Source organism: Nocardia vulneris, from assembly GCF_001613425.1.
Lineage (GTDB): Bacteria > Actinomycetota > Actinomycetes > Mycobacteriales > Mycobacteriaceae > Nocardia > Nocardia vulneris.
Map to the genome: position 1 here is coordinate 41727 of NZ_BDCI01000002.1, position 20726 is coordinate 62452.

Annotated in this window: 22 protein-coding genes; 13 read left to right on the forward strand and 9 right to left on the reverse strand. The window is 69.7% G+C overall.

Annotated elements, in window-relative coordinates:
• Positions 1–73 precede the first annotated feature (73 nt).
• Complete coding sequence (locus NVU01S_RS02250) at positions 74–1018, reverse strand: undecaprenyl-diphosphate phosphatase (RefSeq protein ID WP_014985011.1); 945 nt, start codon at positions 1016–1018, stop codon at positions 74–76.
• Between the two features lie 263 nt (positions 1019–1281).
• Between NVU01S_RS02250 and NVU01S_RS02255 the strand changes: the two genes are divergently transcribed.
• From NVU01S_RS02255 to NVU01S_RS43100, 5 genes are all read left to right on the forward strand, one after another.
• On the forward strand, positions 1282–2250 hold the full coding sequence (locus NVU01S_RS02255; RefSeq protein ID WP_043679298.1) for an aldo/keto reductase: 969 nt from the start codon (positions 1282–1284) through the stop codon (positions 2248–2250).
• Between the two features lie 60 nt (positions 2251–2310).
• Positions 2311–3378 carry a heme/hemin ABC transporter substrate-binding protein gene (locus NVU01S_RS02260; RefSeq protein ID WP_052281224.1) on the forward strand — a complete coding sequence of 356 codons (1068 nt, stop codon included), beginning with the start codon at positions 2311–2313 and terminating at the stop codon, positions 3376–3378.
• 73 nt (positions 3379–3451) lie between these two features.
• Positions 3452–4549 carry a FecCD family ABC transporter permease gene (locus NVU01S_RS02265; RefSeq protein ID WP_043679295.1) on the forward strand — a complete coding sequence of 366 codons (1098 nt, stop codon included), beginning with the start codon at positions 3452–3454 and terminating at the stop codon, positions 4547–4549.
• Positions 4550–5162: 613 nt separating this feature from the next.
• On the forward strand, positions 5163–6011 hold the full coding sequence (locus NVU01S_RS02270; protein ID WP_043679292.1) for a heme ABC transporter ATP-binding protein: 849 nt from the start codon (positions 5163–5165) through the stop codon (positions 6009–6011).
• A 38-nt stretch (positions 6012–6049) separates the two neighbouring features.
• Positions 6050–6190: a hypothetical protein gene (locus NVU01S_RS43100; RefSeq protein ID WP_156161895.1), complete on the forward strand. Its 141-nt coding sequence runs from the start codon at positions 6050–6052 to the stop codon at positions 6188–6190.
• Between the two features lie 705 nt (positions 6191–6895).
• Here the strand turns inward: NVU01S_RS43100 and NVU01S_RS02275 are convergent.
• Positions 6896–7651, reverse strand: a complete 756-nt coding sequence (locus NVU01S_RS02275; RefSeq protein ID WP_280140883.1) for a phosphotransferase family protein — start codon at positions 7649–7651, stop codon at positions 6896–6898.
• A gap of 345 nt (positions 7652–7996) precedes the next feature.
• A complete protein-coding gene (locus tag NVU01S_RS02280; protein WP_244467483.1) occupies positions 7997–8536 on the reverse strand; it encodes a nuclear transport factor 2 family protein in 540 nt (179 codons plus the stop codon).
• 509 nt (positions 8537–9045) lie between these two features.
• On the opposite strand from NVU01S_RS02280, the gene NVU01S_RS02285 reads away from it, so the two are divergent.
• Both NVU01S_RS02285 and NVU01S_RS02290 read left to right on the forward strand, forming a co-directional pair.
• Positions 9046–9525: an SRPBCC family protein gene (locus NVU01S_RS02285; RefSeq protein WP_043679289.1), complete on the forward strand. Its 480-nt coding sequence runs from the start codon at positions 9046–9048 to the stop codon at positions 9523–9525.
• On the forward strand, positions 9515–10390 hold the full coding sequence (locus tag NVU01S_RS02290) for an LLM class F420-dependent oxidoreductase (protein WP_043679286.1): 876 nt from the start codon (positions 9515–9517) through the stop codon (positions 10388–10390). The genes NVU01S_RS02285 and NVU01S_RS02290 overlap by 11 nt, the downstream gene beginning before the upstream one ends.
• A 3-nt stretch (positions 10391–10393) precedes the next feature.
• On the opposite strand, the gene NVU01S_RS02295 is transcribed toward NVU01S_RS02290, so the two are convergent.
• Genes NVU01S_RS02295 through NVU01S_RS02310 form a run of 4 tightly spaced genes read right to left on the reverse strand, consistent with a single transcriptional unit; the run spans position 10394 to position 13830 of the window.
• On the reverse strand, positions 10394–10762 hold the full coding sequence (locus tag NVU01S_RS02295) for a YrdB family protein (RefSeq protein WP_063776053.1): 369 nt from the start codon (positions 10760–10762) through the stop codon (positions 10394–10396).
• A gap of 9 nt (positions 10763–10771) precedes the next feature.
• Positions 10772–12880, reverse strand: a complete 2109-nt coding sequence (locus NVU01S_RS02300) for an MMPL family transporter (RefSeq protein WP_052281229.1) — start codon at positions 12878–12880, stop codon at positions 10772–10774.
• Positions 12881–12933: 53 nt separating this feature from the next.
• A complete protein-coding gene (locus NVU01S_RS02305) occupies positions 12934–13473 on the reverse strand; it encodes a WKL family lipoprotein (RefSeq protein ID WP_082032376.1) in 540 nt (179 codons plus the stop codon).
• Positions 13474–13830 carry a hypothetical protein gene (locus tag NVU01S_RS02310; protein WP_014985022.1) on the reverse strand — a complete coding sequence of 119 codons (357 nt, stop codon included), beginning with the start codon at positions 13828–13830 and terminating at the stop codon, positions 13474–13476. It lies immediately after the preceding gene.
• A 154-nt stretch (positions 13831–13984) separates the two neighbouring features.
• Here NVU01S_RS02310 and NVU01S_RS02315 point away from each other — a divergent pair, with 154 nt between their 5' ends.
• From NVU01S_RS02315 to NVU01S_RS02325, 3 genes are read left to right on the forward strand one after another with little or no spacing between them, the layout of a single operon-like run.
• Positions 13985–15004 carry an NHL repeat-containing protein gene (locus tag NVU01S_RS02315; RefSeq protein WP_052281222.1) on the forward strand — a complete coding sequence of 340 codons (1020 nt, stop codon included), beginning with the start codon at positions 13985–13987 and terminating at the stop codon, positions 15002–15004.
• Positions 15004–15291 (forward strand): DUF5703 family protein, encoded by a 288-nt coding sequence (locus NVU01S_RS02320; RefSeq protein ID WP_226887334.1) that lies wholly within the window; start codon positions 15004–15006, stop codon positions 15289–15291. The genes NVU01S_RS02315 and NVU01S_RS02320 overlap by 1 nt, the downstream gene beginning before the upstream one ends.
• 4 nt (positions 15292–15295) lie before the next feature.
• On the forward strand, positions 15296–16372 hold the full coding sequence (locus tag NVU01S_RS02325) for a quinone-dependent dihydroorotate dehydrogenase (protein WP_043679277.1): 1077 nt from the start codon (positions 15296–15298) through the stop codon (positions 16370–16372).
• 15 nt (positions 16373–16387) lie between these two features.
• Here the strand turns inward: NVU01S_RS02325 and NVU01S_RS02330 are convergent, their stop codons facing one another.
• The gene (locus tag NVU01S_RS02330; protein ID WP_043679273.1) at positions 16388–16771 is read right to left on the reverse strand and encodes a hypothetical protein; all 384 of its coding nucleotides are present in this window, start codon (positions 16769–16771) and stop codon (positions 16388–16390) included.
• Between the two features lie 31 nt (positions 16772–16802).
• Positions 16803–17093, reverse strand: coding sequence for a hypothetical protein (locus NVU01S_RS02335; protein WP_043679270.1), 291 nt, complete (start codon positions 17091–17093; stop codon positions 16803–16805).
• A gap of 476 nt (positions 17094–17569) precedes the next feature.
• Here NVU01S_RS02335 and NVU01S_RS02340 point away from each other — a divergent pair, with 476 nt between their 5' ends.
• Genes NVU01S_RS02340 through NVU01S_RS02350 form a run of 3 tightly spaced genes read left to right on the forward strand, consistent with a single transcriptional unit; the run spans position 17570 to position 20614 of the window.
• Positions 17570–19060 (forward strand): carbohydrate kinase family protein, encoded by a 1491-nt coding sequence (locus NVU01S_RS02340; protein ID WP_244467481.1) that lies wholly within the window; start codon positions 17570–17572, stop codon positions 19058–19060.
• On the forward strand, positions 19057–20010 hold the full coding sequence (locus NVU01S_RS02345; protein ID WP_063776052.1) for a GTP cyclohydrolase II: 954 nt from the start codon (positions 19057–19059) through the stop codon (positions 20008–20010). The genes NVU01S_RS02340 and NVU01S_RS02345 overlap by 4 nt, the downstream gene beginning before the upstream one ends.
• A gap of 19 nt (positions 20011–20029) precedes the next feature.
• Positions 20030–20614, forward strand: coding sequence for a GTP cyclohydrolase II (locus NVU01S_RS02350; protein WP_052281220.1), 585 nt, complete (start codon positions 20030–20032; stop codon positions 20612–20614).
• Positions 20615–20726: the final 112 nt, after the last annotated feature.

A 20726-nucleotide genomic window follows, 5' to 3' on the forward strand; every position in this document is an offset into this window, starting at 1 on the left:
CGGCCGGACCGGCCCCCACCTCGCTGGCCGCCGTCGTCCGGATGCCCCACGGCGCCGGCGGCCGCGGCGGTACTCATGTGGCCGACACGACCCCGGTCGCGAGCAACCCCATCACAGTCAGACCGAGCAGGATGCGGTACCCGACGAACCAGTCCAGCGAATGCTTCGCCACGAACTTCAGCAGCCACGCCACCGACGCGTAGCCGACGGCGAACGCCAGGATCGTCGCCACCAGCAGCTGCGGTCCGCTCGCGTTGAGCCCCTCACCGGCGGGTTTGAACGCGTCGGGGATGCTGAACAGGCCCGAGGCGGTCACCGCGGGAATCGCGAGCAGAAACGAAAAGCGCACGGACGCTTCGCGAGTCAGGCCCAGGAACAGACCCGCCGACGAGGTGGCGCCCGACCGCGACACACCCGGGATCAGCGCGAGACACTGCGCGAAACCCATCACCAGGCCGTCGCGGGTGGTCAGCCGTTCGATCGGGCGCTGCTTGCGTCCGTAGTACTCGGCCGCGGCGATCACCAGGGCGAACGCGATGAGCATGAACGAGATCAGCCACAGGTTGCGCGCCGCGGTGCGGATCACGTCCTTGAACAGGTAGCCGAGCACGCCGATCGGGATGGTGGCGATGATCACATACCACCCGATCCGGTAGTCCAGTTCGCGCTGGCGTTCCTCGTCGAAGTAGCGGTCCGCCGCCGCGTTCGTCACGACGGGCAGGCGGGTGGTCACCTGTTCGGTGATCGGGACGGTCTCGCGGACCGCGGACAGCTTGCGGCCGAGCACGGTGAACCAGGCCTGCACGATCCGCCAGATGTCCTTGGCGAAATAGACCAGCACGGCGGCCTCGGTGCCCAGCTGGGTGACCGCGGTGAACGAGGCGCCCGCGTCGTCACCGAAGAACACCCCGGACACGATCCGCAGGTGCGCGGACGAGGAAATCGGCAGGAACTCTGTCAGTCCCTGCACCAGTCCGAGCACCAGTGCCTGCAACCAGGTCATCGATTCGCCGGTCATGCAGCCTCCCGGTCACTCATTCCGCCTCCATCCGTGCTGCCCGAAAGAACCGTTCCGACTGGGCAATTGGTCAACAGGTGGGTCGCGATGCCGTGAGGTCGGCCGCAATCCCGCAGCGACAGTACAGTGTCGGCGCGTACGGGGCATGCCCGCCGCTCGCTGCCACCGGATCGGCCGCGACGCGCGAACCCACTGCGCGGTGGGCGACCGCACGGCCGCGCACGCTCTAGGCTTGGCGCCGTGACGATTGCGCGGGCACGGTGATGGAACAGCGGACGGTCGGCCGCAGCGGCCTACGGGTGTCCCGGATCGGATTGGCGACCCATACCTGGGGTGCGCACACGGATACCGACGACGCGGCGGTGCAGCTGGTCGCGTTCGTCGAAGCGGGCGGCACGCTCGTCGACACCTCCCCCGCCTACACCGGCGGCGGCGCGCAGCGGATCCTGGCCGAGCTGCTCGGCGATCTGGTCTCCCGCGACGATCTGGTGCTCAGCGGGTGCGCGGGCATCGCGCCGCGGGTGACGCCCGCCCCGGCCGGGCCCGCCGTCCCGGACGCGACGCACTCCGCCGTCGACACCTCCCGGCGCGCACTACTACGCCAGCTCGATCGGACCCTGCTCGAATTCGGCACCGACTATCTCGACATCTGGAATGTCGCGGTCTGGGATCCGCGGACCCCGCTCGACGAGGTCGCCGCGACGCTGGAACTCGCGGTCCGGTCCGGGCGGGTCCGCTACGCGGGTGTGCGCGGGTTCAACGCCTGGCAGCTGGCCAGCCTCGCCGCGCTCGCCCCGATCAGTGCCGCGCAGGCGCCGTACTCGTTGCTGGCGCGGGGCGCGGAAACCGATTTCGTGCCCGCCGCACAGCATCACGGCGTCGGGGTGATCGCCTCGTCGCCGCTCGCGGGCGGGATTCTCACCGGCAAGTATCGCGACGGCGTGCCCGCGGATTCGCGGGGTGCGGACGAATCGACCGCCGCCGATATCCGCGACAGTCTCGACGAACGCGCGACGCGCGTGGTCGACGCGCTGGTCACCGCCGCTGACGGGCTCGGCACCTCGCCGCTGGCCGTCGCGCTGGCCTGGATCCGGGACCGGCCGAGCGTGGCGAGCATGATCGTCGGCGCGCGCGATATCGGTCAGCTCACCGGCGTGCTCGCGGCCGAGGCACTCGAACTGCCACGCGCGATCGCGGCCGCGCTGGACGATGTGAGCGCCCGCACCGAATGATCGCCGTCCGCGCGTGTGCCGCCTGCCTGCCACCGCACGGCACGTCTTAGGCTTACCTTCATGAGGCATGCGACGTCGGCAGACCCGTCCGTCCAGGCGCAGCGCATCGGCGGTGGCCGATCCCGACTGGCCCGGTGCGTGCTCGTGCTGCTCGCGCTCGCTCTCGCGGTGACCACCGCGGCGTGCGGTACCGACAGTGCCGCAACGAACTCCGGCCGGCGCGGCCCCGCGACCGCGAAACTCACCGACCTCGATCCGGTGCCGATCGGGCCCGAGCCCACGCCGGCGCTGCCGGTGACGGTGCGCTCCTTCGACGGCACCGACGTCACCATCACCGACGCGAGCCGCATCATCGCCGTCGACCGCTACGGCACCCTGGCTCAGGTCGTGTACGCACTGGGCTTGGGGCCCAAGCTGATCGGGCGCGGCACCGTCGCCAACCCCGCCATCCAGAACGTGCCGATCGTGGCCGGTGGCAACGGGTCCTTGAACCTGGAAGGTGTACTGGCCCTTCGTCCTTCGGTGTTCCTGACCGACGACGTCACGGTGACCCCGCAGTTGCGTGAGCAGTTGCGCGCGGCCGGGGTGAACCTGGTTTTCTTCGATCCGAAACGGACCATGGACGGCGTCGGCCCGCAGATCGAAGCCGTCGCCGCCACCTTGGGGGTGCCCGATCGCGGCCGCGCGCTCGCGCAGCGCACCAAGGACGAGATCGCGGCCGCCATCGCCGCGGTGCCCCCGCAGGATCCGAAGCTGAAGATGGCGTTCCTGTACCTGCGCTCCACCGCCATCACGATGCTGGCGGGCCCCGGTTCGGGCGCGGACACGTTGATCGCCGCGATCGGCGGGGACGACGCGGGATCCGCACTGTCCGAGCCGTTCATCACGATCACCAGCGAGGCCATGATCGGGGCCGCGCCGGACGTGCTCATCGTGATGTCCGACGGGCTGAAATCCGTGGGCGGCGTCGACGGGCTGGAGAAAGTGCCCGGCATCGCGCAGACGCCCGCCGGACGCAACAAGCGGGTCGTCGACATGGCCGACACCGTGGTGCTCAGCTTCGGCCCCAACACCGGCCGGGTCATCACGGCCCTCAGCGAGGCCGTGTACGGCACGAAACCCGCGTGAGCGAACGTAGAGAGCGAACCATGGCACAGTGCGCCTCGCACATGACGGAACCGAGCGCCAGCGAGGTGGAGTCATGAGCGAAACCACCACCACCACCACCGGCGCGAAGCCTGTCACGCCCGCCCCGAGATCGCGTGGACGTTCGCGCACCACAGTGATTTTCGTGGTCGCGATCCTCGGGCTGATCGGGCTCGCGCTCGCCTCCGCCGCGATCGGGCAGGTGCCGACCACCCCCGCCGAAGTGGCGGGCAGCGTGCTGCACCGGATCGGCCTCGACTGGGGACCGATGCCCGCGCATCCCGCCGGTGAGGTGACGCTGTGGGAGGTGCGGTTCCCGCGGGTGCTGCTCGCGATGCTCGTCGGCGCGGCGCTGGCGACCGCGGGCGGACTGCTGCAGGGCGTGTTCGCCAACCCGCTCGCCGAGCCCGGCGTGATCGGGGTGTCCGCGGGCGCGGCGGTCGGGGCGGGCACGGTGATCGTGATCGGCGGGGCGTTCGTCGCCGCCTGGTCCGTGGCCGCGGCCGCGTTCGTCGCCGGGCTGGCCACCACCGCGCTGGTGTATGTGCTCGCTCGATCGAACGGGCGCACCGAGGTGGTCACGCTGGTGCTCACCGGCGTCGCGATCAACGCGTTCGCGGGTGGGCTCATCGCGTTCCTGCTGTTCGTCGCCTCGCCCGCCGCGCGCGATCAGATCGTGTTCTGGCAGCTCGGTTCGCTCAACGGCGCCACCTGGGATTCGGTGCGCATCGTCGCGATCCTGAGCGCCGTCGGCATCGGCGCGGCCGTGCTCATCGCGCCCCGCCTGGACCTGCTCGCGCTCGGTGAGGCGTCCGCGCGGCATCTCGGCGTCGACGTGGAACGGTTGCGGCGCAACGTCATCCTGATCGTCGCCGTCCTCGCCACCGCGGGGGTCGCGTTCACCGGGATCGTGCTGTTCGTCGGGTTGATCGTGCCGCATCTGGTTCGCATGCTCGTCGGCCCCGGGCACCGCGTGCTGATCCCGTTGAGCGCCATCCTCGGCGCGGTGGTCCTGCTCGCCGCCGACGTCGCCGCCCGCTCCCTGGTCCACAACGCCGACCTCCCCCTCGGCATGCTCACCTCCCTCATCGGCGGCCCCTTCTTCTTCTGGTTGCTCCGCCGCACCCGCGCCCGCGCCGGAGGATGGGCATGAGCGCCGTGTGGGGAGGTGCGTCGGACGTCGGCAAGCCGGCGTTCTTCGTGCTCGACACCGCGGATATCGCGGCAGGCGGTGCGGTGAGCGACGCGATCATCGCGACAGCCGGTGCGGTGGGCGACCCCACCATCGCGACAGCCAGTGCGGTGGGCGACCCCACCACCGCGACAGCCAGTGCGGTGGCGGCGTTTTCAGCGCCCGCCAGACAGGGTTGCGCGATCAGATCGGCGCAGCAGCCGATTGGGTGCGAGTCGACGCGATCGACGGGGCGTTCCTCGAAGTCGCGATCCGGCGCCGTGGTGGCAGCTGATATCTCGGCAGCCAATGCGGTGGCGGCGTCTTCAATGCACGCCAGGCAAGGTTGCGCCATCAGATCGGCGCAGCAACCGAACGGGAGCGAGTCGACTCGGTGTTCCGCGAAGTCGCGGCCCGACGCCGTGGTGGCCGCGGCGCGCGTCCCGGGTCGGCTCCCAGACCGACACTCCGCGCGCGGGATGTCTGTACCGATCAGCGACGGTTGTTTCCCACAGGCGGGCCGGGTAGCTGCCCCAGAGGTGCAGTCGACGCGAAGTTTCTGCGGGGCATGGGTGCTGGGTGTGCGAGGTGGTCGATGAGTGGGGTGCGGCAGGTGTTCGCGCGGACGCATGAAGTGCCGGTCGCGCCGGAGGCGGGGGCGGTGACGTTGCGGGCGCGCGGGGTGAGCGTGGAGCGGCGCGGGGCGCACAGTGCGCAGGGGCGGGTGCTCGAGGACGTCGACTTCGATGTGGTCGCCGGGGAAATCGTCGCGCTGGTCGGGCCGAACGGGGCAGGCAAGTCCACCTTGCTGGCGGCGCTGGCCGGGGAACTCACGCCCAGCACCGGCGTGATCGAACTCGAAGGGCACGCGCTGACCCACTGGTCGCCGCTGGACATGGCGCGCCGGCGCGCCGTGCTCCCCCAAACCCACACCGTCGGTTTCCCGTTCACCGCGCGCGAGGTCGTCGCGATGGGCCGCGCGCCGTGGCTGCGCACCGAACGCCGAGAACTCGACGACGAGCGGATCGCCGCCGCGCTGGCCGCCGCCGACGTGGAACATCTTGCCGCCCGGTCGTTTCCGACGCTGTCCGGCGGCGAACGCGCCCGCGTCGCGCTGGCCCGGGTGCTCGCCCAGGACACCGGCACCCTGCTGCTGGACGAACCCACCGCCGCCCTCGACCTCGGCCACCAGGAAGCCGTGCTGCACCTGGCCACCACCCGCGCCCGCGCCGGTGCCGCCGTCGTCATCGTGCTGCACGACCTCGGCATCGCCGCCGCCTACGCCGACCGCGTAGCCGTCCTCGAGGCGGGCCGCATCGCCGCCGACGGCCCACCCCGCAAGGTCCTCACCACCGACCTCCTCACCCGCGTCTACCAGCACCCCGTCGAAGTCCTCGACCATCCCGAAACCGGCGCCCAACTCGTCCTGCCCGTCCGCCGCTGAATCCTTTTCGGCGCGGTTGGCCGGAAACGGTGCGAAGTTTGTCGTCCACGAACTCCGGCCTCGCCGACTACCTCGTCGTGCTCGCCGGATCCGCAGAGGACAAGAAGGGCGCGAAGTCCGCCGACGCGAGCAGCCGATCGACGGCCGCCGACCTACCACGCGGCGCTCGTGCCGCATGACACGCATGACGGGTGGATCACCTTCTGCGCGAACGGTTTTCGTGTGCGAGCCGCCACCCGAGCATCGCCTACATCGCCGAGTCGCCCCGCCGCGGCGCCATGGTGACGTTCTTCAACAACATTTGGCGCTGGTCGTGCTGTACACCGGCGATGAACCTGCCGATCACCGGAATGCGCAGGTGGTCCAACGCCGAGACATGATCGGTCAGCCCAGGCGTGGGGAGTCGACGGCCCGCCGGAACCGGTATCGGCACGCGACCCCACGCACCCGCATCGGCGACCTCTCCCCCGATGCACCCATCCGCTCGCGCCCGAGGAGCCCGCGAATGCGGGCTACGCTATGGCCGAAACACTCAGCGCCACAACGGCATTCCGCCTTGAGTGGACTCGCCACCATGCTCGCCCTGCTGGTCAACCGATCACCAGGTAATGGTGGCGGCATCGGCCGAGAGCCTGCCACCACCATTACCTGGTGATCACCTGACCAGCACCGAAACGGCGCGACACGCCGACTTCGCAGGTACGCGTCGCGCTGGATCGTGGCCGTTCAGCAGCGCTCAGGCGGCGGCCGCACAGGATCCGGGGTGCATTCAGGGCGTACTCGTCGGGGTGAGCATTCCGATTCTGCAGCCCACGTCCTCGGTTCGTGGCCGGCGTGAGCAGACCCGAAGAGGTTGTGTCGCACGGACTTTCTGAACTCGACGCTCAGCCGGGCAGGGTCGCACGACGCAGGATATCGATCTCGCCGCCCGGGGCGGTCGGGTCGAAGCCGTGTTCGGTGAGCCAGCGGATGCCGCGCAGACTGCGCAGGGACCACCAGGCACGGATCACCTCACGGTCGACCTCGGTGCCGTAGCCGGCCAGTACGTCATCGAGATGTTCCGGGTGCCCGAGCGTCAAGGTGGCGAGGTCGAACAGGGCATCGCCGCAGGCCGCCTCGGTCCAGTCGAGCACCCCGGTGACCTCGTCACCGTCGACGAACACGTGCGCAACCTGGAGGTCGCTGTGCGTGAACACCGGCGTCCACGGTCGCAACGCCGCCTCGGCGATCCGGCGATTGCGCACGACCACCTCGACCGGGAGGACACCGTTGGCGACGATCCACTCGCATTCGCCATCCAATTCCGCGGCAAGGCTCTCGACGGTGCGACCGGGCCAGGGCGGCAGCGGCGCATCGTGCAGTCTGCGTACCACCGCACCCGCCGCCGTCCAAGCCGCCCGCGACGCGGTCGAAGGTCGACCGAGCCGCCCGAGCGGCCTGCCCCGAAGAGCGGCGAGCGCGAGCACAGGCGGCTTGCGCCACAACACTTCCGGTGTCGGAATCGGCGCCGACGCCATCGCCGCAACCTCGACGTCGGTCCGCCCCTGATCCCCGTCGACCTTCAGGAACACCTCCCCGACCCGCAAGGTCGCACAAGCATGATGCGCCACCACAACCTCGACGTCTCCCACGCCGGCCATTATCGCCAGCCGCGTCAGCCGCTGTCGCCGGGTTTATCGGCGGGCGACGAGCGACGTAGCCCACAACGAGCGGCGGCTCGAACGCCTCCGCCAGGAGGCAGCGCAGCGCCCCCATGCACCAGGACCACGCCTACCTCGTTCAATTCGCCCTATCCGAACTCCGCCCGGCACGACCCTCGGGCATCACCGCACCGCACGGACGCACGGACGCACGGACGCACGGACGCACGGACGCACGGACGCACGGACGCACGGACGCACGGACGCACGGACGCACGGACGCACGGACGATGCCACCCTCATAGACCAAGCGGCGACACCGATGTCGCCCGTCCGTCGTCGACCCTAGGGCGACGACGGCTCGAAGGCTTGGGCCACCGCGAGGCTGTCCTCGTACACGTGATGCCTTGTGATGAGGCCGTTCTCGACGGTGACGTGCAGGGCGAAGCGGGATCGGTAGGCGCGGCGGGTGGGGCGGGCCGTTTGGCGGATCTCGCCGAGGATCACCGCGTCGGGGCCGTCGACGAGGATCCGTTCGACGACGGTGCCGACTTCTTCGGGCACGTGGTGGCGGGCGATCTCGCGAAAGTGTTCGGCGACGTCCGCGCGCGTCGCACGGTACCGGATCCACGGTGTCGCCGTGCGCCCGTGCTCGTCCTCGGGCCAATCCAACTTCCAATCGCTCACCGTCGCGTAGAGCGCGGCGATCGCCTCCGCATCACCCGCCCCGATCCGACCGAGCAGTTCCGCCACGACAGCACGCGTCGCCCTTGCCTCCACAACATCCACCCGCCCACTCTCCCCCACCACTTCAACCACGTCGATTACCTGCGAGGTAATACCGCTCGGCCCCACGAATACCAGCACGCCGCGGATCGCCAGCACCCGCAGACACCTTGGCCTCCACCACATCTCGCCGCCCACAGCAATCAGTACTCGCCCCACCCATACCGCTCCGCACAACCCAGCTCCGCTCCGCACAACCCAGCTCGGCTCCGCACAACCCAGCTCGGGTCGGGCGCGACCCACCCCACCCGCCACACGCCAACAGCGCTCGCCCGGCCGGCGCACGAACCCACTCGACCGCCCCGGTCGGCACGGCTCCGCCGCACGGACGCACCGACGCACCGACGCACCGACGCACCGACGCACCGACGCACCGACGCACCGACGCACCGACGCACCGACGCACCGACGCACCGACGCACGGAGAGCGTGTGGGCGAGCGCGGAGTTGCGCTCCTCGCCCCGCCAACCGGCCGAGTTATTCGTCCGGTCGGCTGGTTCCGTCGTAAGCCCTGGACTCCTAGATTCGACGTGTGCTCACGTTCGTGGAGCACGGGCGGACGCCTGCCTCTTCGGGCCGCGGATTCCGTTGTGACGCTGGTGGATAGGATGGGTGTGACCGCAGTCGAGGTGCGGCGGGTGATCGCCGGTGACCCGCGGCAGGTGTACGAGCTGATCGCGGATGTGACTCGGATGAGCGAGTGGAGTCCGGAGTCGGCGGGAGCGGAGTGGATTTCCGGTGCGCCCGGTGCCGTCGGATCCACCTTCCGCGGACACAATCGGCGCGCGTGGGCCCGATGGAGCACCACCTGTACGGTCATCGCGGCCGACCCCGGTAGACGCTTCGCCTTCGTCGTCGAGGACGGCGGTATCGCCGGACGACCGGGAGCGACGTGGGAGTTCGAGATCTTCACCCGGCCAGGCGGTTGCGAGGTCGTCGAGCGCACGGTCGACTCGCGTAGTCGGTTCTACCGGAGCCTGACGTGGGTGACCACCGGCGTCCAGCGCCGGTCGGCACGCAACCGGCAGACGATGCAACAGACTCTTGCCGCCCTGGCCTACTTTGTGGAGAACGATCATGGTCACTGAATTCCGTTTCGGCATCAACATGGGGTTTCCGGGTTCGCGCGACCGGTGGGTGCAGAAGGCCCGGCGTGCGGAAGCCCTCGGTTACGACGTGCTTTCGGTACCCGACCATCTCGGTTTGCCCGCGCCGTTTCCGAGTCTGTCGCTGGCGGCGGATTCGACCGAGCGGATCACCGTGGGCACCTTCGTGTTGAACACCCCGTTCTACAATCCGGTCCTGCTGGCCCGTGATGTCGCGGCACTGGACCAATTCACCGGCGGCAGACTGGAACTGGGTCTGGGCGCGGGGTATGTGCGGCACGAGTTCGATGCCGCCGGGATACCGATGCCCAGCCCGCGCGCCCGCGTCGCCCACCTCGAGCAGACCGTCCGCACCATGCGCAAGCTCTTCGCCGACCCCGGATACCAGCCGGCGCCCACCAAGCCCGAGGGACCGCCGCTCATGCTCGCCGGATCGGGAAACCGCCTGCTGGCCTTGGCCGCTCAGCACGCCGACGTGATCGCGCTACCCGGTGCGGCAATGGGTGCGAACGGCCTGCCGAACGCCATGCTCCCGGACGAACTCGCCGAACGTGTCGGCTACCTGCGCGGCTTGCTCGGCGAACGCCGCGACCAGGTGGAACTCAACCTGCTGGTGTACGCGGTCGCCGACCCCGCCGAACGGGACACCCTGCCCGACCGGGTGCGCCGATTCCAGCCCGGTTTCACCGACGACCGGATCGCCACCACCCCAAGCGTTCTCGTCGGCACGCCGCACCAGATCGCCGACCGAGTGCGGGAGATCCGCGAACGTTTCGGCATCACCTACTTCACGATGCTGGAACCGGATATGGAGGCCTTCGCCCCGGTGATCGAGCTCCTGAAATAGCCGCTACTCGCCGACGGTCGGCGCGGGGTCGACCTTCAGCCCGCCCTGGATCAGCACGCGCATAACGGCATTCACGGCCCAGACGGCGAAGAACAGCACTCCGGCCAGCGGATGGACGGCGGTGGACCAGGCGAGCGCGCCACCGCCGAACCAGATCAGTTCCAAGGCAACCCGCCACGGGCCGGTGAGCGGGAACCGCGCATCGGCAGCCGCACCGAACATCGCCCACATGAGGATGAACAGCAGCGGCGCCAGCACACCCGCGACCACCCGCACCACCAGCCCGCCGGATACCGAAAATCCCCAGACAGCAGCACCCGCAATGACTCCCAACTCCAGCAGGAACATCACGACAAGGTTGACGGCACGCACGAATCCCCCTCAGCGCCAGACGATTTTCAACACCGCGGGCGTCAGCAGCATGCGGATGACGGTGGCGTCGAGGATGAGCGCGGCGATCATCCCGTAGGCGATGTATTTCATCAGCACCAGGTCGGAAAAGCCGAACGCCCCGGTGACGACGATGAGAATGGCTGCGGCAGAGGTGATCACGCCGCCGGTGTGCGCGATGCCGTACCGGATCGCCTCGGGCGGGTCGGCACCGCCGGCGCGGGCTTCGGCGACCCGGGACAGCAGGAACACCTCGTAGTCGGTGGACAGCCCGAACACCACGGTCACGATCAACGCGAGGACCGCGAACATCAAAGGGCCAGGGGTGAAATGGAAGATCCCCGACCCGTGTCCCTCGACGAACACCCAGGTGAGCACGCCGAGGGTGGACACCAGACTCAACGCGCTCATCGCCACCGCTTTGACCGCCAGCACGATCGACCGGAACGCCGCGTACATCAGCGCCAGTGCCGCGGCCGCGAGCAGTGCCACCAGCACCGGCAGCCCGCGCAGCAACCCGTTGATGCTGTCGCGTTCGAGCGCGGGCACGCCCGCCACCATGACGCGCACGCCGGGCGGCTCCGGTATCGCGCGCAGCGCGTCGATCACCCGATCGGAGTCCTGTTTGTCCACCAGCCCGGCTTGCAGCACGTTGATGCCGTCCTTGGTCGCCACCGACGGCTCGAATCGTCCGGTGAGTCCCGGTATCCGGCTGGCTTCGTAGCGAATATCGCTGAGCTGCTGCGGATTCGCGCCGAGTACGAGCAGCTTCAGCGGTTCGGTGCGGAAACTGGGGAACAGTTCGTCGAATCGTTCCTGGGCGACTCGGGCGGGGTTCTGCGCGCCGAGATATTTCTCACTGATCCCGCCGAATTCGATGTGCCGGAACGGAATACTCAGCGCCAGCAGCGCGAGCACGATCGGCACCGCGACGGCCCAGGGCCTGCGCATCGACCATTGTGCGAGGCGGGAGAAGAAGCCCGCGTCGATCTGTGCCTCGGTTTTGGTGCGGGAGAACCGTTTCCAGCCCAGAAAGTCGATGCGCCGGCCCGCGATGCTCAGCGCGGCGGGCAGCGCGGTCACCGAGAGCAGCGCGGCGAGCAGCACCGAACTGATGCCCCCGTAGGGCACCGAGCGCAGCACGCCGTTCGGGAAGATGAACAGCGCGGCCAGGCTGACCGCGATGATCCCCGCGGAGAACAGCACGGTGCGTCCGGCCGTGGCGACGGTGCGCGCGGTCGCCTCCTCGACGGTGTGCCCGGCCGCGAGTTCCTCCCGGAACCGGGTGACGGTGAACAGCCCGTAGTCGATGGCGAGCCCGAGACTGACCAGCGTCATCACGGTGCTCGCGAAGACGTTCACGTCGATGAAGCCGGTGAGCACCCGCATGATGCCCGCGGTGCCCATGATCGTCATCCCGCCGATCAGTACCGGCAGCAACGCGCCGACCACACCGCCGAACACGAAGTACAGCAGGATCGCCACCAGCGGCAGCGCGATCAGTTCGGCCCGGTGGATGTCGTTCTGCATGCCGGTGTTCAGCCCGGCCAGCACCGGCTGCAAGCCGGCCAGCTGAACCGTCGTACCGCCGGGACCGCCACCGTCGCGCCCGGCGCCCAGGTGATCTTTGATCGCGGCGTAGTTCTCCACGGTCGCGGTGCCTTCACCGCGCAACCCGACGCTGGCGAACGCGTGCGTGCGCGAGGCGTCGGTGGCGTTGGCGGCGAACGGGCTGTCCCAGTAGCTGTCGATCTTCAGAATGCGCTCGGGGAACCGGGCCAGCAGGTCGTTCAGCGCGCCGGTCACGGCCGACCGGACCGCGGGATCGTCGACCGTGGTGCCCGCGGGCACCGTGTAGAGCAGGATCAGGTCGCTGTCGGTATCCCGGCCGAAGGTGGCGTCGGCGATCTTCGAGGCGGCGACCGATTCGCTCGATTCGTCGAACCAGCCCTCCTGGGTCAACCGGCCCGCGAGGTCACGGCCGAACAGCCCCGACAGCACCACCGCCAACGCGAACACCGCGAGCACCACAAAGCGATGCCGATAGACGCACCGCCCCCAGCGCAGCAGCCCGCTGTGCAGCTTCGATTCCCCTCGCACGGCCCGTGGCCCCGCCGCGACGCGCCCGCTGCGCAGATCCGACACGATCCGGGTCAGCCGCAGGCCGGCGTGCGGTAGTCGGCCGAACGCAGGATGCCGCACAGGTCGGTGCGCGAGATCTTCCATTTGCCGTCGAGCAGCACGAAATGCACCACGGTGGTGCGCACCGCCGTGCCGGTGCCGTCCTTGTCCAGCCGCATGGTCGCGGTGAGCGTGCCGTCGTGGTTGTCGAACACCGGGTCGGTGACGCCGTAGATCGCGCGCGGATTGTCTTGCAGCGCTTTGTACATGTCGGGGATCGCGGTGCGGAACGCGTCGCCGTCCTCGATCAGGTCGGTGCGTTCGCTGTCGGGCAGGGCCGGATCGAGCGCGCGCTTGATCTGTGCGTCCAACTGCGCGGCGCTCGGCAGCGGCGGATGCGCGGCCAGCGAGGAGGTGGTGATCGAGGCGGACAGGGACGCATTGGCCGAGGACCGGGCGGCGTCGACGGCGGCCTCGTCCGGGCCGGTGCTGCATGCCCCGGTCGCGGCGACGGTGAGCAGGCCGGCCGCGAGCAGCGCGGTGCGGGCGAATCGTGTGTAGGGCATCACCATCTACATACCATCTATGACGGAGCTGATTCGTCCCAGCAACGCGCGCACCGTGGTCATTTCCCGATCCGGGATGGCGGCGGTGGGCACGGCGGCGGGGATGGTGTCGCGGACGAGGGCGACGACGCTGCGTTCGTCGTCGAGGTCGATATCGGTGACGCGGGCCTGCGCGACCGCGACGACATCGTCCGGGCCGGGCATGTCGTCGGCGAGGTCGGCCCGGTAGATCTCCAGCGTGAGCGTGGCGCGGACCGTGCGAAACGCGTATGGCCTGCCGTCGGCGGTGGTCCCGAACCCGTGCGCGAACGGACCGACGGTGATGTCATCGATGGCAAACCCCGACGTGTGGTCGGCTATCAACCGGCTCTCCCTGACTTGGACACTGTTTCAACTCAACGGTAACCCGCGTCACCGACATTCACCGCCCGCCGACACCCCGGTACGCCATGCCGGTATACCGACATGGTCAGATGGTTGCGTTGCGGTTGATTCGTCGGTAGAAGGAGTTCGGAGGATGCCCCCTCGCGGTTGGGTGGAATCGGCGGCGATCTCCGGCGTGGCGGCCGTGCTGCTGCTGACCGGATGCTCCTCGAGTTCCGACGGGGACGATCTGGCCACCCGGGAGCCCGCCACCGCTGCGGTCGCACCCGCCCAGAGTGCCCGCCCCGCAGGCGATGTCGTCGGCGTGACCACACCGATCGGCGCACTGCTCGCCGAGGAGTCCACCGGGCGGATCGCCGCACTCGGCACGAACGGCGACACGCTGCTGCTCATCGACCCCGACACGCCGAACCCGCGCACGATTTCGCTGCCCGCCCGGGGCGCCGCGCTCGTGCCGGGCAAGCCGGGTGAAGTCCTGGTCCCCGCACCCGAGCGCATCCTGCGCGTCGACGTCACGAGCGGCGCGCTGACCGAGGTCGCGGTCGACGGCGACGCCCGCTCGGTGCAGCGTCGCGCGGACGACACGCTGATCGTCGGCACCGCCGACGGCAAGGTGCGCACGCTCTCCCCGGAGGGCAAGACCACCCGTACCGTCTCGGGACTCGCCTCGGCCGACGCGCTGGCGCTGACCGACGATCACGTCACAGTTCTGGACCGCGAGCAGACCTCGGTGACCGAGATCGAACTCGGCAAAAAGTCCCTCGGCCTGGCCCTTCGCGCCGGTGACGGGGCCACCAACATGATCTCCGATCGGTTCGGCCGGGTCCTGGTCACCGACACCGACGGGGGCGAACTGCTGGTCTTCAGCGCCGGACCTCTCGTCCTGCACCAGCGATTCCCGGTAAACTCTTCGCCTTACGCGATTGCCTACGACCAGCGGTCCGACACCGTGTGGGTGACGTGCACACAGACCAACGAAGTCGTCGGCTTCGATCTGTCGACGGGTATACCGAAAGAGGTGGGGCGGTACGCCACCGTCCGGCAGCCGAACTCGGTGACCATCGAGCAGCGCACCGGTGACATGTTCGTGGGCTCCGCGACCGGCGACGGTCTGCAGCGGATCCGCGCGGACGATCGGAAGAGAGGGCACTGATGACTCGGGCAGCGGACGAACCAGCCTCAGCACATCATTCCGGCAGGCGGACGGTGCGCCCGCGCGCCCTGCCTGCCGGGTGGGAGACCACCAGTGACGATTACGAATACGTGCCGCTGCGGCTGCCACCCGAGGTGACCCGGGTGACGGCCTCGATGCGGCTGGCCATCCAGGCCGAATTCGGGGGCTGGGAGTTGTCCCGCGTGCGGGCTTACACCGACGGCAGCCGCCGGGTGCTGCTGCGCCGCCGAAAAACCGCACTACCCCAGCCCGAACCGGGAATGTGAGCCGATGTACGCCCTGTTATTACGCCTGATGTTCCTGGTCCCGCCGGAGCGGATCCACCACCTGGTCTTCGCCACGATGCGGGTGTGCGGCCGGCTCGCGCCGACCCGCTGGCTGATGACCAAGCTCTTCGTCACCGACGATCCGATCCTGCGCAATACCGTGTTCGGCGTCGAATTCCCCGCGCCGCTGGGCTTGGCCGCCGGCTTCGACAAGAACGCCGACGGCGTCGACGCCTGGGCGCCACTGGGTTTCGGCTTCGCCGAGATCGGCACCGTCACCGCCCAGGCCCAGCCGGGTAACCCCGCGCCGCGCCTGTTCCGGCTGCCCGCCGATCGCGCCCTCATCAATCGTATGGGGTTCAACAACTTCGGTGCCGCGGCGGCCGCCGGGCAGCTGCGCGACCGGCGCGGCGGGGTGCCGATCGGCGCGAACATCGGCAAGACCAAAATCGTCGAAGCGGCCGACGCCGCAGGCGATTACGCGATCAGCGCGGCGCTGCTCGGCCCGCTCGCCGACTTCGTCGTCGTCAACGTCAGCTCCCCCAACACCCCGGGCCTGCGCGACCTGCAGGCCGTCGAATCGCTGCGCCCGCTGTTGCAGGCGGTGCTGGACAGCGTGCGGGTACCGGTGCTGGTGAAGATCGCCCCCGACCTGTCCGACGAGGACATCGACGCCGTCGCCGATCTCGCCGTCGAACTCGGCCTGGCGGGCATCGTCGCCACCAACACCACCATCCGCCGCGACGGCCTGGCCACCGCCGCCGCCGAGGTCACCGCCATGGGCGCGGGCGGCCTGTCCGGCGCGCCCGTCGCCGACCGCTCGCTCGACGTGCTGCGCCGCCTGTACCGCCGCGTCGGCGACCGCCTCGTGCTCATCTCGGTCGGCGGCATCGAAACCGCCGACCAGGCCTGGGAACGTATCCTGGCCGGCGCCACCCTGCTGCAGGGCTACACCGGCTTCATCTACGGCGGCCCGTTCTGGACCCGCAAGATCCATCGCGGTCTCGCCGAACGCCTGCGCGCCAACGGATATCGGAGCCTGGCCGACGCGGTCGGCGCCGAGCACACCGCCAACGCCTGAGCCGGTTCGCGCGACTCAGCCGAGGACGTACGGCGGTTCGACGAGGTGCCCGCGCAGCGGGTGCGACCGCGGGTTGCGTCCCGGCCGGGCGGCCGCACCCGCCCGTTCCTGATGCAGCCGCACCGCCATCCGGCGGGCCAGCAGCAACAACGCGCCGTCGCGCGGTATCCCGATCTGCTCGGCGCAGACATCGATCCGATCCTGCACCGCGCGGTCGTGCACCGCGCTCAGGTCGCTCAGCAGTTCGTCGAGTTCCATGCCGAGCTGCGCCTGCTCGGCGGTGAGCAGGCGATCGGGCAGCCAGCTCAACCGCCACCGGTCTGTGCCGTCCGCTTCGCGGTACGCCCATTCGGGGGTGATATCGCTGGTCATAGTCCAGAAGGTGATGTGCACAGTCATGACTGCCTCCGGTCCAACAAATCGAACGTGTTCACGAATGTCTGTCCCGCATCCGCCGGTGCAGCAGTTCCAGGGCCTGCCGCACGGTGATGCCGAGGACACCGGCCGAGGCCTCGGCCCGTGTCTGCGCCGGACCGTCCGACGCGAAGTCCGGGCGGCTCAGCAGCTCGCCCAATTCCATTGCGGCTCTGGCCTGCTCGTGGTTCAGCCGGTGCGGTAGCCAGCTCACGAGCCAGGCCGGTTCGGCGCGTCCGGCTACCCGTTCCGCCCATTCGCCGCAGACACTGCTCGTCATCGATCGGCTGTTCTCGAAAATCGTCACGGCGGCCTCCTCCAGGTGGGTCGTCGCACGGGCGCGTGCTGCTGCACTCGGGGTCGGTGAGCCCGGTCGGCACAGCGCGCGAACCGGTGCGGCTTCCTCGCGGAAGCGATGCGAATGCCGGTCGTGGCCGGCGTGTGCAGGGTCTGCGAGAACCGTGTCGCGCCCCCGCCTAGGCTCCGACCATGATCGGCTCGAGCTCGGTGTCGGTACCGAGGTGCCGGTGCGGCCTGCGCCGCCGGTTGTGCCGAATCAGGAGAACTGTTTTCATCTCCGGGTCCCCTCCCGAGGTGGCTGGGAGGCGATGCCTCGCCGAACCCAGTGTGGCATTTGCCGTATCGGACCGTCAATTGCCGTTGTAGGTTGGTAATTGACAGTTCGCCCGCGCGCTAAACGCCGATTTTCGGCGGACGCGGGTATACCCCTCAGCAACGACGACGAGAGAGGTCGAGCCCGCCATGGTCCCGCAGGACTCGGGAGTGGTTGCCGTGCGCAACATCCTCACGCGACTGTGCAAGCGGTCCGGACTCAGCCTGGACCGCCTGCGCACCACCGAGATAGATGTCGCGCCGCTACTGGATCTGCTCGCGGTGCGCCAGCACGCGCACCGCAACGGGATCTCCGCCGAAGAGGCGGTACTACCCGTCGTCCGCGATCTGGCCGCGCAATTGCCGCCGACGAACCGGCTCATCGCCGACGCCGAACTGGTCCTCGGCCTGCTCCGCGACGACAACGCCGCCGCCGCAGTGGATCTCGATCGGCTCTACGCCGCCGATCTCGGCGAGCGCCGGGAGTACCTGACCGAGCACTGGCGCCTGCTGCACGAAACCCTTGCCGCCGAAGACATCCCGCCGGCGCCCACCGTGCGCTCGCTGCGCGCCACCCCCGAACGCCGCGCGTTCACCGCGCTGGCGAACCTGCTCGTCAACGAATCGGTCTACGACGCCGCCTCGGCCGCGGCGCACACCACGCCGATCTTCCGCGCCCCGCCGACCACGAAAACCCCTGCCACACCGACAGTTCCAGGGGTGGTCACGGTGATCGGCGACGCCGTGATCGACCATCTGTACTTCGTCGACCACATCCCGGTGGCGGGTGCCTCGACGCAGGGCAGCAGTTTCGAGGAACATCCCGGCGGCAAGGGGCTCAGTCGCGCGGTGGCCGCCGCCCGGCTCGGCCTGCAGGTCCGGCTGATCTCCGCGGTCGGCGACGACGCCGCGGGCCGCCGCGTCCTGCAATATCTGCGCGACGAGGGCGTGGACACCGATCTGGTGAAGGTGGTGCCCGACGCACCGACGCCGGTGACCGCCGTGCTGATCACCAGCACCGGCGCCGCGGGCTTCATCGGCTGTCGCGACGATCGGATCCGGTTGAGCGCCCAGGACTTACGCAGCCCGATGATCAACGCCGCGCTCGCGTCCTCGGACGCGGTGCTGCTCACCTTCGAACAACCGAGCCCGGTGCTCGAGCGCGTGCTGTCGTTGGTGCAGCGGCTGTCTCCGCGTCCGCTGCTCGTCGTGCATCCGGCACCGTCGATCGGCGTGCCGCAGTATCTCTACCAATACCTCGGCGCCGTCGACTATCTCGCGGGCACCAGCAAGGACTTGGCCGCGATGGTGCCCGACGGCGCCGGCGCCTCCCCCGCCGCGACCGCACAGCGCCTGCGCGCGCTCGGGGTCCGCTCGGTCTGCGCGATCGAGGACTTCCACTGCACCGTCTGGTCCGACCGCGTGAGCACCCGGATTCCGCCGTTTCCCGCCGCGATGGCGGATTCACCGGGAGCTCAGGCAGCCTTCGCGGCGGCGCTGGTATACCGTCTCGTCTCGACCCGCCGACCGGCCGAGAAGAACGACTACATCTGGGCGACCGCGGCGATGGTGGCAACGCAGTCGTTCGGGGATGTCCCCGGGTCGATGCCACCGGTCAGCGATATCGACCGCATCGTCAGACTTGCTTCGGAGGAGCATTGACCACGTCGCTGTCCGGCCTTGCCGAGACCGAGCACCGGTTCACGCGCAAGGAGAGCACCCTGCCGGTCAGGGTGCTCGAACTCGACGACGCGACCGAACGAGGACATCTGCTGATCTTCGGTGAGCTCACCGACGGATGCCTGGTCCGGATCCACTCGCGCTGCCTGTACGGCGAGACCCTGCGCTCCGACGACTGCGACTGCGGTCCGGAGCTGGACGCCGCGCTCGATCTCATCCAGGCGGCCGGCTGCGGCATCCTGGTCTATCTGGAGCAGGAGGGCCGCGGGCTCGGTCTGGTCGCGAAGGCCCGCGGCTACCGGCACAGCGAGCAGCACTGCACCGACAGCTTCACCAGCTACGCACAGCTGGGCTACCCCGTCGACGCGCGCACCTTCGAGGCGACGGCCCGGGGGCTGGCCGGGCTCGGTCTGCGTTCCGTCACGCTGCTCACCAACAACCCCATCAAGATCGAGACGGTGCGCGCCGCCGGTGTGCAGGTCATCGCCGCGCCGCTGATCACGCCGGTACGCAGCGATCGAGCCCGGGCCTACCTCGAGGCCAAACGGCTGCACCGCGGGCACACCCTGCCGGTCGACCTGGCCCCGTTCCACGCGCCCGCACCCCCGCTGCCCGCCCCTCGGCTGCGCTCGCTGCTACCGAGCCGCGAGGTCGTGCTGATGGCGCCGATCGCGGTGCTGGCCGTGCTGCTCGTGTCGTTCGGTCATATCAGTGTGGCGGTGACCGCGGCGCTGCTCGGCGTGCTCCTGCTCGGCGGCTACGCGCTGCGCTCCAGCGATCTCATCGCCGAGTTGCGCACCCGGCACGATCGGCACGCCGAGACCGGCCGGCTCGAGCTGACGCCGCTGCCCGCCCCGCCGCTGCCCCTCGCCGACGATCCGGCAGGCGTGGACACCGTGATCGTCGCCCCGCAGCCGGAGTGCTGCTCATGACGCGTACCGGAGGTCGTCGTTGACCATCATCGACTCGGCACCCGCCGACACCGGACATCGGTTGCTGCGCAAGGGCCGCGACCTCCAGGTCCGGGTGCACGAACTGCCCGGTGACCGCGACGGCGGACACGTCCTGGTGTTCGGCGAGATCGCCGACGGCTGCCTGGTCCGGATCCACTCGCGCTGCCTCTACGGTGACGCATTGCGTGCCGACCACTGCCGCTGCGGTAGCGCACTCGACGACGCGATGGACCGGATCCAGGCGGCGGGCGCCGGCGTGCTGATCTATCTGGAGCAGGAGGGCCGCGGCGCCGGACTGGTCGGCAAGGCCCGCGGACTGCGGGCCCTGCAACGCCACGATATCGGCACGCCCTGCAATCCTGCCGCGGATGCCCGGTCCTATCGGCACGCGGTGGCCGCGCTGCAACGGCTGGGACTGCGGTCGGTGCGGCTGCTGACCGACAACCCCGACAAGGTCCGTGCCGTGCGCGCGGGCGGGCTCGAGGTCATCGTGCGCAGCCCCGCGGCAACCACCCGCGGCGGCCGGATCGCGGCGCTGCGCGCCCGCTGGGTGCACGTCATCCGACGATTCGAGGCACGGTAGGTCGCGCGTCCATAACTTCCCGAGTAAGCCGTACCACTACCTGCGGATCTGGCTACCATGAGTGAGCCGCGCCACTCCTGGCGCATCGACTCGTGAGAAACTGACAGTAGAG

Excerpts from the sequence above, each read along its gene's own strand:
- NVU01S_RS02320 (WP_226887334.1), top strand. The coding sequence starts at position 15,004 with ATGACTCGGGCAGCGGACGAACCAGCCTCAGCACATCATTCCGGCAGG.
- NVU01S_RS02330 (WP_043679273.1), bottom strand. The coding sequence starts at position 16,771 with ATGACTGTGCACATCACCTTCTGGACTATGACCAGCGATATCACCCCC.
- NVU01S_RS02250 (WP_014985011.1), bottom strand. The coding sequence starts at position 1,018 with ATGACCGGCGAATCGATGACCTGGTTGCAGGCACTGGTGCTCGGACTG.
- NVU01S_RS02315 (WP_052281222.1), top strand. The coding sequence starts at position 13,985 with ATGCCCCCTCGCGGTTGGGTGGAATCGGCGGCGATCTCCGGCGTGGCG.
- NVU01S_RS02325 (WP_043679277.1), top strand. The coding sequence starts at position 15,296 with ATGTACGCCCTGTTATTACGCCTGATGTTCCTGGTCCCGCCGGAGCGG.
- NVU01S_RS02305 (WP_082032376.1), bottom strand. The coding sequence starts at position 13,473 with ATGGTGATGCCCTACACACGATTCGCCCGCACCGCGCTGCTCGCGGCC.
- NVU01S_RS02290 (WP_043679286.1), top strand. The coding sequence starts at position 9,515 with ATGGTCACTGAATTCCGTTTCGGCATCAACATGGGGTTTCCGGGTTCG.
- NVU01S_RS02260 (WP_052281224.1), top strand. The coding sequence starts at position 2,311 with ATGAGGCATGCGACGTCGGCAGACCCGTCCGTCCAGGCGCAGCGCATC.
- NVU01S_RS02275 (WP_280140883.1), bottom strand. The coding sequence starts at position 7,651 with ATGGCCGGCGTGGGAGACGTCGAGGTTGTGGTGGCGCATCATGCTTGT.
- NVU01S_RS02255 (WP_043679298.1), top strand. The coding sequence starts at position 1,282 with ATGGAACAGCGGACGGTCGGCCGCAGCGGCCTACGGGTGTCCCGGATC.
- NVU01S_RS02265 (WP_043679295.1), top strand. The coding sequence starts at position 3,452 with ATGAGCGAAACCACCACCACCACCACCGGCGCGAAGCCTGTCACGCCC.
- NVU01S_RS02270 (WP_043679292.1), top strand. The coding sequence starts at position 5,163 with ATGAGTGGGGTGCGGCAGGTGTTCGCGCGGACGCATGAAGTGCCGGTC.
- NVU01S_RS02285 (WP_043679289.1), top strand. The coding sequence starts at position 9,046 with ATGGGTGTGACCGCAGTCGAGGTGCGGCGGGTGATCGCCGGTGACCCG.